The following is a 16,038-nucleotide window of genomic DNA, read 5'->3' on the forward strand; positions in this document are numbered from 1 at the left end:
GCCGAGCAGTTCGCAGATCACCTGCGAGGAGACCGGCACCGAGTAGTCGGCGACCAGGTCGGCGGGGGCGCCCTTGGCCAGCATCGCCTCGGCGTACTGGGCGGTGATCTCCTCGATGCGCGGGGTGAGGGCGCGCATCCGGCGCAGGGTGAACTGTCCCGCCAGCAGCTTGCGGAACTTGGTGTGCTCGGGCGGGTCCATGTGCTCGAACAGGCCCGGTATCCCCTCCCCCATGTCCTGGGCCCGGTCGGAGGGGAACGCCAGGTGCTTGTGCGTGGCGGCCGAGCTGAACCGCTTGTCGGACAGGATCTCCCGGCCCTGCCGGTAGCCGGTGACCAGCCAGCCCTCAGCGCCGTCGGGGAAGGTCATCCGGCAGATCGGTCCCTGGGCGCGCAGCACCTGGGGCGGGTCGAACGGGCGCTCCCGGAGCGTGGGCAGGCCGTTGGTGATGGGGCAGGTCTTCTCCGTCATGTCGTCCTTCATTCCGCGGTGGACAGGGGCAACTGGATGAGGTCGGGCAGGGTCAGGACCTGAGGCGGTCGCGGAGCTGGGAGACCGTCAGTTCGGGGTGGCGTACGACGAGTTCCAGGGCTGTCGGCCACTGGCGCACCAGGGCGCCCATGACCGCGGGCGGGACGCGGTCCGGGTGGTACACCCACAGTCCGCGCAGCTCGCCCTCGACCTCGCGGGCCACCAGGTAGAGGTCGAGGTTGTGCGGTTCGATGGCGAGGAAGAGGCCCGGCAGTGGGCTCTCGTCACCGACCTGGACATCGAGCGGTTCGACCTGGAGCCCCTCCATGGCGAGGGCACCGCTGGGTACGCCGAGCAGGTTGAGCATGACGCGCAGGGGCAGTTGGTTGCCGTCACCGATGACTCCGTCGTTGACGAGGGCGCGCAGGGGCACGTTCTGGTGGGCGTACGCGTCGAGTTCGCCGCGCAGGACGCGCTGGACGAGTTCGCGTACGTTCGGGTCGTCGGCCAGCCGGGAGCGGTTGACGACGACGTTGATGAACGGGCCCACCATCGACTTGGTCTCCGGGCGTTCCCGGCCGGCCAGCGGGTGGCTCACCGCGATGTCCGTCGCGCCCGAGTAGCTGTGCAGCAGCACGTGGAAGGCGGACATCAGCATCATGAACAGCGTCACGCCCTCCCTGCGGGCGGCCTCCCGCACCTCCTCCATCAGTTCGGTGCCGATCACGACACCGTGGCTGTAGCCCTGGACGAAGTCGTCCAACTGGTGGTCGGGGGCGTCGAAGTCGAGGGTGCGGGCGGCGCCTTCCAGCTCGCCGCGCCAGTGCGCGACATGCTCGTCGAGCGCGCCGGAGGCCAGCAGGCCCTGTTCCCAGGCCGCGTAGTCCAGGTGCTGCACCCGCACCTCGGGAAGTGACGGCTCGCGGCCCGTGGAGTGGGCCGCGTACAGCTCCGCCAGCTCCTCCACGATGACCAGGAAGCCCCAGTGGTCGACCAGGATGTGGTGGGCGACGAGCACCAACGCGTGCTCGGTGTCGGAGAGTTGGACGAGCTGCCCGCGCACCAGGTTGCCGTCCTCGATGCGGTACGGCACCCGCGTCTGCTCGGTGAGCAGGTCCCGGAGCTTGTCCTCCTGGGCATCCTGTCCGCGCAGGTCCACGGTGTCGAGCGGCCAGGTGGGCCGGCCGTCGGCGAACTGCACGGTGGCCGAGCCCTGTTGGACGTAGCGGGTGCGCAGGATGTCGTGCCGGCGGACGAGGTCGTCGAGCGCGTGGCGCAGTGCGGGGACGTCGAGGGCGCCACGCAGCCGCCAGGCGGTGATGACGCCGTGGTGGGGATGGTTGGGGCCCACCGGCTGGAGCAGGAACTCAAGCTGCCCGAAGGAGAGGCCGGTGCCGTCGGTGCGGTCGGCCTTGGGGATGGGTGCGCGGAGCAGATCGGCGGCGGACTCGGTGCGGGCGGTGCCGGTCCGGGGCAGTTCCACGGCGCCGTCGCGCACCGCGTGGGCGCAGCGGCCGAGGGCGCGCAGCGCCTCGAACCACGCGTCCGCGAGGTCCTGTACCTCGTCCTCGGTGAGCAGGGAGGGTGCCCAGCTCCAGTGGGCGGTGAGCCGGGGGCCGTCCGGGCCGTCCTCGGTGACGGCGTTGACTTCGAGGGGGTACGGCAGGGGCCGGGCGCCGGTGGTGCCGGGCGGCGTGTCGTCCCGCAGCGGATGCCACGGGGTCTCCTGGTCGGTGACGGGGACTCGGCCAAGGTAGTTGAACAGGGCCTGGGGTGCCGGAAGTTGAGCCAGCCGGGGTGCCGTGTCGGGGTCGAGGTGGCGCAGGAGGCCGTAGCCGAGGCCGCGTTCCGGGATCGCCGCGAGGTCGGTGCGGGTGCGGATGACGGCCGCCGCCAGTCGGGGGCCCGCCGACGTGACGTCGTCCCAGGTCAGGTCGGTCGTGTCGAGGCGGACGGGATGGATCGCGGTGAACCAGCCCACGGTACGGGACAGGTCGGCGCCGTCGGCCATCTGCTCATGGCGGCCGTGGCTCTCCACGTCCAGGACGACCGGGGCGCTGCCGGTGCCGAGTCGCCGGGCCCGCCAGCGGTCGGCGGCGACGGCGAGGGCGGTGAGCAGGACGTCCTGGATGCCGCCGCGGAAGGCGGCGGGTGCCTGGCCGACGAGGGGTGCGGTGTCCTCGGTGGGCAGGGTCAGGGTCAGCCGCCCCTCGGCTCCGGTGACATCGCGGTCCGGGTCCGGCTCGCCGGTCACCAGGGGTACGGCGTCGCGCAACACGTCTTGCCACAAGGGGAGTTCGGCGCGGTGCCGGGCGAGGCTCTCCTCGGAGGTCATACGGGTCGCCCAGCCGCGCAGGGAGGTCATCACGGGTGCGAGGGCGGGCTCCCTGCCCTCGCTCACGGCGTCCCACGCGGCGGCGAGGTCGGTGAGCAGGACCCGCCAGGAGACCCCGTCCACCGCGAAGTGGTGCGCGGCGAGCAGGAGTCGGCCCGCACGTCCGGGTCCGGCGTCGAACCACACCGCCTGGAGCATGGCGCCCCGAGCCGGGTCGAGACGCTGCTTGGCGGCGGCGGTCTCCTCGGCGATCAGGGCTTCGTCCCAGCCGGAGATGTCCACGCGGTGCAGCAGATCCGCGACCCGCACCGAACCCGGCTCGTCCGCGAACAGGGACCACTCGCCCTCGGGACCGGTCACGAGCCGCATGCGCAGGGCGTCGTGCCGGTCGACCACCGCCTGGATCGCGGCGACCAGCCGCCGTTCGTCCACGTCGGCGGGCAGACCGACGGTCGCGGACAGGTCGAAGCCGATGACCGAGCCGCCGAGTTGCCGCTGTCGTTCCATCACCGGCAGCAGCGGGATCTCGCCGGTGCCGATGTCGGCGACGCTCGCCGCACCGCTCTCGTCGGCCGGTCGCGCGACTGCGGCGATGCCCGCCACGGTCTGGTGCGTGAACACGTCCCGGACGGTGAACACCAGCCCCGCAGTCCGGGCTCGGGCGACGAGCTGGGTGGCCTGGATGCTGTCGCCGCCCAGCTCGAAGAAGCCGGTGTCCGCGCCGACTTCGGGCACGTGGAGGATCTCGGCGAACACCTCGCACAGGATCCGCTCGGCAGGTGTCTCCGGTTCCCTGGAGTCTCCGCCCGCGCCGAGGTCCGGGGCGGGCAGGGCACGGCGGTCGATCTTGCCGTTGGAGGTCATGGGGAACGCGTCGAGCAGGACGACGGCGACCGGCACCATGTAGCGTGGCAGTCGTTCGGCGATGTACGCCTTCAGCGCGGCGGGTTCGGCGTCCGTGCCCTCGGCCGGCACCGCGTACCCGACGAGTTCCTTGCCGCCGGACGGCTTCTCCCGGACCACCACTGCGGCGTCGGCCACGGCCGGGTGGGCGGCGAGGGTCTTCTGGATCTCGCCGGGCTCGATGCGGAAGCCTCGGATCTTGACCTGGTCGTCGGTCCGCCCCAGGTACTCGATCAGCCCGTCCGCCCGTCGGCGCACCAGGTCGCCGGTCCGGTACATCCGCTCCCCCGGCGCGCCGTACGGGCACGGCAGGAAGCGTTGCGCGGTCAGCTCGGGCTGCCCGAGGTAGCCGCGGGCCACGCCGGCGCCCGAGAGGTACAGCTCTCCGGCGACGCCGACCGGTACCAGGCGCAGCCGCTCGTCCAGGACGTAGGCGCGGGTGTCGTCCATGGGCAGGCCGATCGGCAGGCTGCCGTCGGTGACCTCGCCGATGTTCTGCAGCAGGGCGAAGGTCGTGGTCTCCGTCGGGCCGTAGATGTTGTAGAACACGGTGTCCGGGCAGGCCGCCCGCGCCTGGGCGAACACATGGGGTGCGTGGGCCTCGCCGCCGGAGAGCACCTCGCGCAGTCCGGACAGGGTCGCAGCGTCGCGTTCGACGAGCAGGTTGAACAGGGCGGTCGTGAAGAAGGCGGCGGTCACGTCGTGCTCGCGCAGGGTGCGCACGAGCACGTCCGGGTCGAGATCGCCGGGCGGTGCCACGACAACGTGGCCGCCGGTGAGCAGGGGTGCCCACAGTTCGTAGGTGGAGGCGTCGAAGGCGATCGGCGAGTGCATCAGCACGCGTGCGTGGCGGCCGTTGCGCCACTGGCGGTCGGCGGCGAGGCTCGCCACATTGCCGTGGGTGACGGCGACGCCCTTGGGACGCCCGGTGGATCCGGAGGTGTACATGACGTAGGCCAGCCGGTCGGGGCCGCCCTCGGGGAGCTCCGGGGAGCCGACGTCCGTGCCGTCGTCGGCGGACACGTCCAGGACGTGCTCGGCGCCGATGCCGGGGATCTCCGGCCGGTCGACCAGCAGGACCTTCGCGCCCGTGTCCTCCCTGATCATCCGCATGCGGGAGTCGGGGTAGCGGGGGTCGAGCGGTACGTACGCGCCGCCCGCCTTGATGACGGCCAGGATGGCGACGGGCAGCCGCAGCGAGCGTTCCAGCAGGAGGCATACGGCGTCGTCCACGCCCACGCCGAGTGCGCGCAGGCGTGCGGCGAGCCGGTCGGCGGCGGCGTCGAGTTCGGCGTAGCTCAGGCGCTCGTCGCCGTGGCTCACCGCGACGGCGTCCGGGGTGCGGGCCGCCTGAGCCCGGAACAACTCGCCCAGCCCGGCCGTCGGCGCCTCGGTGACCGTGCCGTTCCACTCCTCCAGCAGGCGGTGGCGTTCGGCCGGGGTGAGGAGGTCGAGGTCGTCGACCCGCCGGTCCGGGTCGCTGATCATGGCGAGGAGTACCTGGCGGAGCCTGCGCGCCATGGTGCGTACGGTCTCCGGGTCGAAGACGTCCGCGTTGTACTCGATGCCGCCCTCCACGCCGGCCGGCGCGCCGTCGCCCGTGAGGCGTTCGTGCAGCAGGAACACCAGGTCCATACGGGCTGTGCCGGTGCCCCGGACCAGGGGTGCCGACTCGATGCCGGGCAGGTCCAGGGTCTCGTCGGCGCCGGTCTGCCAGGACAGCATGACCTGCACGAGGGGGTGGTGGGACATCGAACGGGTCAGGCGCAGGCTGTCCACCAGGGCTTCGAAGGGGATGTCCCGGTGCGCGAGCGCGTCGAGGGTGGTCTCCCGCACCGCGGCGAGCAGGTCGCGGAAGGTCTGGCGCTCGTCCCACCTGGTGCGCAGGACGAGGGTATTGGCGAAGAAGCCGATCAGGTTCTCGGTGGCCTCGTCGTCGCGGCCCGCGTTCGCCACCCCGATGGGGATGTCCGTGCCGGCGCCGAGGCGGCCGAGGAGGACGGCGAGGGCGGCGTCGAGGACCATGAACAGGCTGACGTCGCACTCCCGGGCCAGGCGGGTGAGTCCTTGGTGCAGTTCCCTGTCCCAGCGGAAGGTGAGGGTGTCACCGGCGTGCGACGCCTCGGCCGGGTGCGGCCGGTCGACCGGGAGGGCGATCCGCTCCGGGAGGCCGTCCAAGGCGTCCCGCCAGTGGGCGAGTTGACGGGACCAGACGCTCTCCGGATCAACCTGCTCGCCGAGGTACCGCCGCTGCCAGAGCGTGTAGTCGGCGTACTGCACGGGCAGCGGCGCCCATTCGGGCGCCCCACCGGCCAGGCGCGCCCGATACGCGGTGGCCAGGTCGTGCCGCAGCGGCGCGAGCGACCAGCCGTCGGCGGCGATGTGGTGGACGACCAGGGCCAGGACGTGCGTGTCGGCCGCGGTCCTGAACAGCTCGGCGTGCAGCGGGGGTTCGGCGGTCAGGTCGAAGGCGTGGCGTACGGCGGCGGCCACGGCGGTGTCGAGACCGTCGTCGTCGACCTCGGTGACCGGGAGCGACGGGCCGGCCCGGTCGGGGGCGAGGATGTGCTGGTGCGGTGTGGCACCGGCGTCCGGGAAGACGGTGCGCAGCGCCTCGTGGCGGGCGACGACATCGGCGAGCGCGGCGCGCAGGCAGTCCACGTCCAGTTGTCCGGTCAGGCGCAGTACCAGCGGCAGGTTGTACGTCGGTGACGGGCCCTCCACCTGGTGCAGGAACCACAGCCGCCGCTGGGCGAAGGACAGCGGCAGCGGGTCGGGGCGGTCCTGCGGGGTCAGGGCCGGGCGCTGCTCGCCGCCCTCCTCCCGCAGCAGTTCCGCGAGTCGGGCCACGGTCTGCCGCTCGAAGACGGCGCGCACCGGTATCTCGGTGCCGAGCGTGGCGCGGATGCGTGCCGTGAGCCGGGTGGCGAGCAGTGAGTGGCCGCCCAGGGTGAAGAAGCCGTCGTCGATGCCGACCTGGGGGACGTCCAGCACCTGCGCGAACAGCGCGCACAGGGCTTTCTCCTCGGGGTCGCGGGGTGCGACGTACGGGGTTGTCGCGCGGCTGCCGTGTCCCGGCTCGGGTGCGGGCAGTGCGGCGCGGTCGGTCTTGCCGCTGGGGGTGCGCGGCAGGGCGTCGAGGAAGACGAAGGCGGCCGGGACCATGTAGTCGGGGAGCTTCTCGGCGAGCGCGGCCCGCAGTCGTCGCCGCAGTTCGTCGGTGCTGCCCGCTTCCGGGTCGGGGACGGCGTACGCGACCAGGCGCCGGTCGCCGGGCCGGTCCTCGCGCACCACGACCACGCAGTCCCGGATGGACTCCTGCCACAGCAGCACCGACTCGATCTCCCCGAGTTCGATGCGGTAGCCGCGCAGTTTGACCTGGTGGTCGAGGCGGCCGAGGTAGTCCACGGTGCCGTCCACGCGGCGCCGTACGAGGTCGCCGGTGCGGTAGAGCCGGTCGGCGAGGTCGGAGTCGAAGGGGTTGGGGATGAACTGTCGTGCCGTCAGTTCCGGCCGGTCGAGGTAGCCGCGGGCCAGTCCGGCGCCGCCGATGCACAGTTCGCCGGGGACGCCGGGCGGGACGGGGCGGCCCTCGGGGTCGAGGATGTGCACCTCGGTGTTGGCGATGGGCCGGCCGATGGTGATGGTGTCGTCGACGATCCGGGTGCCCAGGGAGTAGATGGTGGTCTCGCTCGGCCCGTACATGTTCCACAGGTCGACGCCCTTGGCGCGCAGCCGTCGGGCCAGGTCGGGAGGGAGGGCCTCGCCGCAGATCAGTCCGCGCAGTCCGGGGCGGCCGGGCCAGCCCGCGTCGAGCAGCATCCGCCAGGTGGAGGGGGTGGCCTGCATCATGGTCGCCCCGGTGGCGGCCATCTCCTCGGCGAGCAGTTTGCCGTCGGTGGCGACCTCGCGGGTGGCGAGCACCACGCGGGCGCCCTCGACGAGGGGCAGCAGGAGTTCCAGGGTGGCGATGTCGAAGGAGAGGGTGGTGACGGCGAGCAGGCTGTCGTCGGCGTCGATGCCGGGCCACTGCTTCATCGCCCAGAACAGGTTCCGCAGGGCGCGGTGCGGCAGTTGGACGCCCTTGGGGCGGCCGGTGGAGCCGGAGGTGTAGATGATGTACGCCAGGTCCTCGCCGTCGACCCGCTCGTGCAGCGGCTCGGCGGACTCGGCGGCGATCTCCGCGCGCTGCCCGTCCACGCTGACCACGGTCGCCGGTGACTTCGGGAGGCCGGGTACGACGGAGTCCTGGGTGATCAGGACGGGCAGCCCGGAGTCCTCGATCATGAACGCGACGCGTTCCTCGGGCAGTTTCGGGTCGATGGGCACGTACGCCCCGCCCGCCTTCAGGACGGCCAGCACCGCGACCACCATGTCGAGCGAGCGTTCCAGGCAGATCCCGACCGGCACGTCCCGTCCGACGCCGAGCGCCTTCAGGCGGCGGGCCATCCGGTTGGCGCAGGAGTCGAGTTCGGCGTAGGTGAGGGTGTCGCCCTCGCAGTGGACGGCCTCCTTGTCGGGGCGCAGGGCCGCCTGCTCCTCGATCCGCTCATGGGTGAGCAGGATGTTGGGCCACTCCACGCGGGTGTCCTCGCGCTCCCGGCGTTCGGCTCGCTCCTCCTCCTCGGTCAGCAACGACACGTCCAGGACGCGCTGTTCGGGGTCGGCGAGGAGATGGTCGAGCAGCACCTTCAGATGGCCGCCCATGCGGTCGACGGTCGCCGCGTCGAACAGCTCGGTGTTGTACTCGAACCAGCCGTCCAGCTCCTCGCCCCGCTCGAACACCTGGAGTTCCAGGTCGAAGCGGGCGGTGGAGCTCTCCACCTCCAGCAGTTCGAAGCGCAGTCCGGCGACGTCGAACTCGGGCACCGGGATGTTCTGGAACACGAACGACACCTGGAAGACCGGTGAGCGCGACAGGTCGCGCTCCGGGGCCAGTTCCTCCACCAGCCGTTCGAAGGGCACGCTCTGGTGGGCGAAGGCGTCCAGGGCCGTACCCCGCACCCGGCCGAGGAGTTCGGTGAACGTCGGGTTGCCGGAGATGTCGTTGCGCAGGGCGAGGGTGTTGACGAAGTAGCCGATGAGCGGCTCGATCTGGGACTGTCCGCGGTTGGCGACCGGCACGCCGACGACGATGTCCTCCTGCCTGCTGTAGCGGTGCAGCAGGACGACGTAGGCGGCGAGCAGCGTCATGAACGGGGTGACTCCGGCGCGGCGGCTCAGTTCGCGCACGCCGTTCATGGCCTCGGCGGGCAGGTGGAAGGGCCGCGAGCCGCCGGTGCTGCTCAGCACTGCGGGCCGCGGCCGGTCGGTGGGCAGTTCCAGCACCGGCGGGGCGCCCGCCAGCATCGTACGCCAGTGCTCCAGTTCGGCGGTGAGGGCGTCGCCCGAGAGCTTCTTGCGCTGCCAGGCCGCGTAGTCGGCGTACTGGACGGGCAGCGGCGGCAGTTGGGCCGGGGTGCCGGTCAAGTGGCCCTCGTAGAGGGCGATCAGCTCGCCGAAGAGCACAGAGGTGGACCACAGGTCGGCGACGATGTGGTGCATGGTGAGCAGCAGGACGTGCTCGTCGGGGGCCAGCCGCAGGAACCTCATGCGCATCAGCGGGCCGGTGCCGAGGTCGAAGGGGCGGGCGAACTCCTGCCGCGCCAGCTCCTTGACGGCCTCCTCGCCCCCGGGGCCGCGCAGATGGCCGCACTCCTCGACGGTCAGCTCCAGTTCGCCCGTGTCGTGGACGACCTGCACGGGCTCGCCGTCGACCTCGTCGAAGGTGGTCCGCAGCGATTCGTGCCGCCGCACGATCTCGGCGAGGCCGCGCCGCCACAGCTCCACGTCCAGCGGCCCGTGCACCCGTGCCGCCGCCGGGATGTTGTAGGCGGCGCCGCCCGGGTTGAGCTGCTCCAGGAACCACATGCGCTGCTGGGGGAACGACGCGGCGAAGCGCCGCTTGCCCGCGCCCTTGCGCCGCAGCCGCTCCGCCAGCAGCGCGCGCTTCTGTTCCGGTGTGAGGCCGGTCAGGTCGATGTCGGTCATGCGTCGTTCTCCTGCTCGTCGGTCTCGGCGGCGGACGCCGCGCCGGGTGGCTCGTGGTGGTCCCTGGGTGCGGGCGCCGGGGTCAGCCCATGCCGCCGTCGATCCGGAAGGTGGCGCCGGTGATGTACGCGGCGCGGTCGGACACCAGGAAGGAGACGAGGTCGGCGACCTCCTCCGGGCGCCCGAAGCGGCCGAGCGCGATCCGCCGCGCGAAGTCCTCCCGTGTCTGCTCGGGCAGGGCGAGCACGGGATCGGTGGCGATGAAGCCGGGCGCCACGACGTTGGCGCGGATGCCGTAGCGGCCCGCCTCCCGGGCCAGGGAGGTGGTGAATCCGATGATCCCGGCCTTGGAGGCGGCGTAGTTGGTCTGTCCGGCGTTGCCGTGCAGTCCGGCGACGGAGGACAGGGTGACGATCGCGCCGCGGCGGCGGCGGACCATGCCCTCGATCGCGGAGCGGCAGACGTGGTAGACGCCGTCGAGGTTGGTGCGCAGGACCTCGTGCCAGTCGTCGTCCTCCATCACGGTGAGCGGGTTGTCCCGCAGCACGGCGGCGGAGGCCACGACGGCGTCGAGCGGGCCGAGGGACTGCTCGGTGTCCTCGACGAGCGCGTCCACGGCGTCCGGGTCTCGGACGTCCACACGGCGGACGCAGGTGCGCCGGCCCAGCCCGGTGATCTCCTTGTCCAGCTCCCGGGCGGCGTCGTCACTGGCGGCGTAGCAGAGGGCGATGTCGTATCCGTCCTGTGCCAGTCGTACGGCGACGGCGCGGCCGATGCCTCGGGAGGCACCGGTGACCAGAGCGACCGGGGCGTTCATGACGGGTCTCCCTCGGTGGCCAGGAGGGCCCGGAGTCGGGCCTCCACTTCGTCGTCGGACAGGTCGTCGAGCGACTCGGGGGCGTCGCGGTGGAGGACTTCGATGGTGTCCTCGGGGGCCGGAGCGGCAGGTCCCGCGGTGAGCAGGGCGACGGTGTGCGCGACGGTGGGCCGCTCGAAGAACGCCCGCAGGTCCAGATCGACGCCGAGCAGGTCCTTGACGCGGGCGCCGATACGGACGGCGGCCAGCGAGTGCCCGCCGAGGGCGAAGAAGTCGTCGTCGACGCCGACGCGTTCGAGTCCGAGGATGTCGCGCCAGACCGCGGCGACGGTCTCCTCCTGCTCGGTACGCGGCGCGACGTACGGGGTGTCCAGGTCGGGCCGCGGGTGGACGCCTCCGGGCGGGGCGAACCGCTCCATCTCCCGGGCCACCAGCTCGGGCGTGAGCGACCGGGCCAGCTCGCGCAGTTCGGCGGGGTCCCGGTGGCTGACCAGGAGGTGGCCGGGCAGGTCCGGGGCGGCGGCGAGGAGGCGGGCGAGGGCTTCCTGGCCCTGCCGCTCGCTGATCCCCTCGCCGAGGACGCTCAGGACGCCGTCGGGTTCCGGTTCCGGCTCCGCGACGGCCCGGTCGATCTGCTCGCGCAGGGCGTGCGGGTCGTTGATCCGCTTGATGGTGAACTCGGTGATCTCGACCAGGAGGCGGCCCTGCGGATCGAGGATCTCGAAGTCGCAGGTCATGGTCTCGCCGGTGGCGTCGGTGGACTCCTTCAGCCGGGCGTGGCAGTGCAGGGTCGGGGTGAGGCCGTGGTGGACGCGCAGGGTGCGGTAGCTGAAGGGCAGGTAGTACGTGTCCGTGGCGTAGACGCGCGCGGTGCCGCCGACGGCGTCGAGCAGCGCGGGGTGCAGCGCGTGGTCGTCGAGGTCGGCCGTGTACTCGGGGGCGAGCCGGAGCGTGGCGAACAGTTCCTTCGGGCCGACCTCGATCCTGCTCATGCAGTCCCAGCGGGGGCCGAAGGAGAACTCGATCGGGCCGCCCTTCTGGAACCGGTCGAGCCGGAGCCCCTCGGTGATCCGCTCCTGAGTGTCCAGGATCCGGGTGACCCCGCACGCGGCGCGCAGCGCGTCCAGGTCGCGCACGGTGCCGGGTCCGGCGTCGGTGAAGTCCACGGCACCGAGGGCGTGGTCGGTCCAGGCGCCGTTCCCGCCACGGCTGCGCACCACGAACCGCCACCGGCCGTCGCTCTCCTCGACGGTGGTGAGGACCTCGCGGGTCTGTCCGTCGGGCACGACCACAGGGGTGAGGTACTGCACGTCGGCGATCTCAATGACCCGGCCCGCGGCCTGCTCGGCGACAGCGGCACGGACGAGCTCCAGGTACGCCGTGCCGGGGACCAGGCCGTGGCCCATGATGCGGTGGTCGTCGACGATCCACTGGACGGTGGTGCTCAAGGTGGTGGCGTACGTCCGTGAGCGCGGGTCGCTGTGCACCAGGCGCTGAAGCAGGGGGTGCCCGGTGGGTGTGCCGCCGCTGCCGAACCGGCCGGCGAGGTCGGCGGCCATGCCCGTGCCGCGCCAGGTGTCCCAGCCGACGGCGGTGACCGGCACGTCGCTCACCTGCCGTTTCCACTGGGCGAAGGCGTCCAGGAAGGCGTTGGCGGCGGCGTAGTCGCTCTGTCCGGGCCCGCCCAGCACCGCGGTGACGGAGGAGCACAGCAGGAAGAAGTCCAGCCGGTCGTCCCGGCAGACGCGGTCCAGGACGAGGGTGCCGAGCGCCTTGGCGGCGAGGACACTGTCGGCCTCGGCGCGGGTCTTGGTGAGGATCATGCCCTGGGAGGGCAGTCCGGCGGCGTGCACGACACCGTGCAGGGCGCCTGCCAGGTCCCGTACGCGCTGGGCCGCTCGGGCGGTCTGCGTCTCGTCCGTGACGTCGGCCCGCAACAGCACCACCCGGGCGCCCAGCTCCTCCAGATGGCGCAGTCGGCGGATACGAGTGCTCACGGGGTCGTGTTCGTCGTGCTCTGCGAGCCAGGTGTCCCAGGTCTCCTCGACGGGGAACTCCGAGCGGCCCAGCAGGCCCAGCACGGGCCGGTCGGCGCTGCGGGCGATGTGCTCGGCCGTCGCCAGTCCGAGTCCGCCGAGTCCGCCGGTGATCAGGTAGCCGCCGCCGTCGCGCACTCCGGTGCCCTCGGCTCGTTCGACGGCCACCGGGTCGAAGGTGCGGCGCCACCAGTGTCGTCCGCGCAGGGCTAGTTCGGGTTCGCCGGGGGGCGCGGCGCGCAGGGCGCCGAGCAACGCGTCCGGAGCGGCGCCCGTGATGTCCAGGGCGCGGCAGGTGATGCCGGGGATCTCCTGCGGGATCACGGTGCAGGGGCCGAGCACGGTGGCGTTGTCCGGGCGCAGTTCCTCGTCGCCGGTGACCGCGAACACGCCTCGGCACAGGACGTCCAGCGTCACGGGGGCGGCGGGGCGTACGTCGGCCAGTGCCTGCGCCAGCGTGATCAGGCTGTCGAAGCCGAATCGGCGGGCATCGTCGTCGGACGTGCTCCACAGGTGCACCAGGCGCAGGGACTCCGCGTCCGCGACGGCCGGGGACCGCAGGAGCGCCGCGAGTCGGTCCCGGTCGGCGGGCTCCCCCGTCACGGGGACGACGCTCGCGGCCTCGGCGGTCAACTGGTCGTTCAGGGCCCGCCCGAGGGGCTGGTCCGCCCCGAGCAGCATCCAGACCTCGGGAGCCCCGCTCTCGCGCGGCAGCGGTGTGTGGGGCATCCGGACCCAGCCGGGGCTCGTGAACCGCTCGGTGGACCGCGCTGTCCGCCGGGGCGCGGTGGACCGCGGCTCGGGTTCCACCCAGTACCGCTGCCGCTGGAAGGCGTACCCGGGCAGGCGTACCGCGCGCCGGTGCCCGGCGCCGTGGAACGCCGCCCAGTCCACCTCGGCGCCCGCGCTCCAGAGGGTGCCGAGGTGGGACAGGAGGTATGCGGTGTCGTCGGTACGGTCCCCGGGGTGCGGGAGTGAGCCCGCGACCGTCCGTCCGGTCGTCCAGGAGGCGTGGGCGCGGACGAAGTTGGCCAGGGTGTGTCCGGGGCCGACCTCCAGGGGCACCAGGGCTGGGTCGGCGAGCAGTACGTCGAGGGCGTCCCGGAAGCGGACCGGCCGGCGCAGGTGGGTGCCCCAGTACTCGGGGTCGGTGGCCTGTTCGTCGGTGATCCAGGTGCCGGTGACGTTGGAGAGGAAGGGGATGCGGGGGGCGTTCAGCGTGACCTTGCGGACTTCCTCCGTGAACGGCGCGACCGCGTCGGTCATGGCGGGCGAGTGGAAGGCGTGGGAGGTGTGGAGCCTGCGGCAGGTGACGGAGGCCGCCTTCAGCCGCGCCTCCAACGCGTCGATGTCCTGCGCGCTGCCGGAAACCACGGTCAGCGCACTGGAGTTGACGGCCGCGACCGACAGCCCCTCCCCCAGCCGGCCGGACACCTCGGCTTCGGGCAGGAAGATTGACAGCATGGCGCCTTCCGGCATCTCCCCGACCAGCCGCCCCCGGGCGGCCACCAGGTGCACCGCGTCGGGCAGCGAGAACACCCCGGCGACCGTGGCCGCGACGAACTCGCCGATGCTGTGCCCCGCCATGGCGCGCGGCACCACACCCCAGGACAGCCACAGCCGGGCGAGCGCGTACTCGACGGCGAACAGGGCCGCCTGGGCGCACTCGGTGCGGGTGAGCCGGTCCTCGGCGCCGTCGGCCCGGAACACCAGCTCGCACAGGTCCAGATACGGGGCGAACAGCTCGGCGCACCGGTCGAACTCCTCGGCGAATACCGGTTCCCGCTCGTACAGTTCACGGCCCATCCCCACGTACTGGGCGCCCTGGCCGGGGAACAGGAAGGCGACCGGCGCTCGTTCGGCCGCCGGTGCCGCCGAGGCGATGCCGCGCAGCGCCGTCACCGCGTCCTTGGTGCTGTGGCAGACCACAGCGGCACGGTGTCCGAAGGGCTGCCGACGGCACGCGAGGGTGTGGGCGGCGTCGTCGAGGTCGGTGTCCGGGTGCCGTTCGAAGTGGTCGGCCAGGCGGTGGGCGGTGTCGGTGAGTGCCTGCGGTGTCTTCCCGGAAAGGGCGAGGAGCCGTACCGGCCGCCCGGGAGCCGTCCCGGTCTCCGCGGGTGCCTCCTCCAGCACCAGGTGCACGTTGGTGCCGCCGATCCCGAAGGAGCTGACGCCCGCACGGCGCGGTTCTGCTCCGCGCGGCCAGGGGCGCAGCTCGGTGTTGACGTAGAACGGGCTGGATTCCAGGGCCAGTTCGGGGTTCGGGTCGGTGCAGTGCAGCGTCGGCGGGATGGCCGCGTGCTTCAGCGCCAGCACGGTCTTGATCAGGCCGGTGACACCCGCGGCGGCGTCCAGATGGCCGACGTTGCTCTTCACCGAGCCGATCGCGCAGAACCCCCGCGCGTCGGTGCCGCCCCGGAAGGCCCGGGTGAGGGCCGCGATCTCGATCGGGTCCCCGAGCGGAGTACCGGTGCCGTGGGTCTCGACATAGCCGATGCTCGCCGGGTCCACGTCGGCCAGCGCCAGCGCCTCGGCGATCACCTCGGCCTGGCCCTCGACGCTCGGAGCGGTGTAACCGGCCTTCAGGGAACCGTCGTTGTTGACGGCTCCGGCGAGGATGACGGCGTCGACCGGGTCGCCGCTCTCCCGGGCCTCGGCGAGCCGGCGCAGGACGACCACTCCGGCGCCGTTGCCGGGGACGGTGCCGGAGGCGTCGGCGGCGAAGGCACGGCAGTGCCCGTCGGGCGAGAGGATGCCGCCGGGCTCGTACTGGTAGCCGCCGCGCAGGGGCGCCGACACCGCGACGCCACCGGCGAGGGCGATGTCGCACTCCCCGTTGAGCAGGCTCTGGCAGGCCAGGTGGACGGCGGTCAGGGAGGTCGAGCAGGCCGTCTGGACGGTGATGCCGGGGCCCTTGAGGCCGAGCTTGTACGCCGTGCGGGTGGCCAGGAAGTCCTTGTCGCCGCCGAGCAGGACCTGGTACATGCCGGCCGCGTCCAGGACCTGCTGGTTGTTCAGGAGGTTGAGTGCCAGGTACGAGTTGAAGCCCGCCCCGGCGAAGACGCCGATGCGGCCCTCGTAGCGGTGCGGGTCGATGCCCGCGGACTCCAGGGCGTGCCAGGCGCATTCGAGGAAGACCCGGTGCTGCGGGTCCATGATCTCGGCCTCGCGGGGGCTGTAGCCGAAGAAGCCCGCGTCGAACAGGTCGGCGTCGGCGAGCAAGCCCTTGGCCCGGACGTAGTCGTCCCGTCGGAGCAGCGCGGGGTCCACCTCGGTCAGCTCGTCGTCGGTGAACGCGGTGATGCCTTCCCGCCCCTGTGCGAGGTGGGTCCAGAAGGTGTCGATGTCCGGGGAGCCCGGGAAGCGGCCCGCCATGCCGATGACGGCGACCCGCTCCAGGTCGGGCTCCCGGTTCTGGTCCTGGTCCTGGTGAGGCTCTGTCACGT

Annotated in this window: 3 protein-coding genes and 1 pseudogene; all 4 read right to left on the reverse strand. The window is 72.5% G+C overall.

What is annotated here, in order from left to right; translation table 11 throughout:
* Window positions 1-471 (reverse strand): annotated as a pseudogene (locus tag GA0115233_RS32515) (cytochrome P450); the annotation flags it as partial.
* Window positions 472-523: 52 nt separating this feature from the next.
* Window positions 524-9,739, reverse strand: coding sequence for a non-ribosomal peptide synthetase (locus tag GA0115233_RS32520; protein WP_093723921.1), 9,216 nt, complete (start codon window positions 9,737-9,739; stop codon window positions 524-526).
* Between the two features lie 82 nt (window positions 9,740-9,821).
* The gene (gene fabG, locus GA0115233_RS32525) at window positions 9,822-10,556 is read right to left on the reverse strand and encodes a 3-oxoacyl-ACP reductase FabG (RefSeq protein WP_093723922.1); all 735 of its coding nucleotides are present in this window, start codon (window positions 10,554-10,556) and stop codon (window positions 9,822-9,824) included.
* Complete coding sequence (locus tag GA0115233_RS32530; RefSeq protein WP_093723927.1) at window positions 10,553-16,036, reverse strand: type I polyketide synthase; 5,484 nt, start codon at window positions 16,034-16,036, stop codon at window positions 10,553-10,555. Before GA0115233_RS32530 ends, fabG begins: the two co-directional genes overlap by 4 nt.
* Window positions 16,037-16,038: the final 2 nt, after the last annotated feature.

This window comes from Streptomyces sp. DI166 (assembly GCF_900091315.1).
In the GTDB taxonomy this organism is placed as follows: domain Bacteria; phylum Actinomycetota; class Actinomycetes; order Streptomycetales; family Streptomycetaceae; genus Streptomyces; species Streptomyces fuscus.

Bases quoted from the DNA above. Each gene is read 5' to 3' on its own strand.
- GA0115233_RS32520 (WP_093723921.1), bottom strand. From the start codon at position 9,739: ATGACCGACATCGACCTGACCGGCCTCACACCGGAACAGAAGCGCGCG.
- fabG (WP_093723922.1), bottom strand. From the start codon at position 10,556: ATGAACGCCCCGGTCGCTCTGGTCACCGGTGCCTCCCGAGGCATCGGC.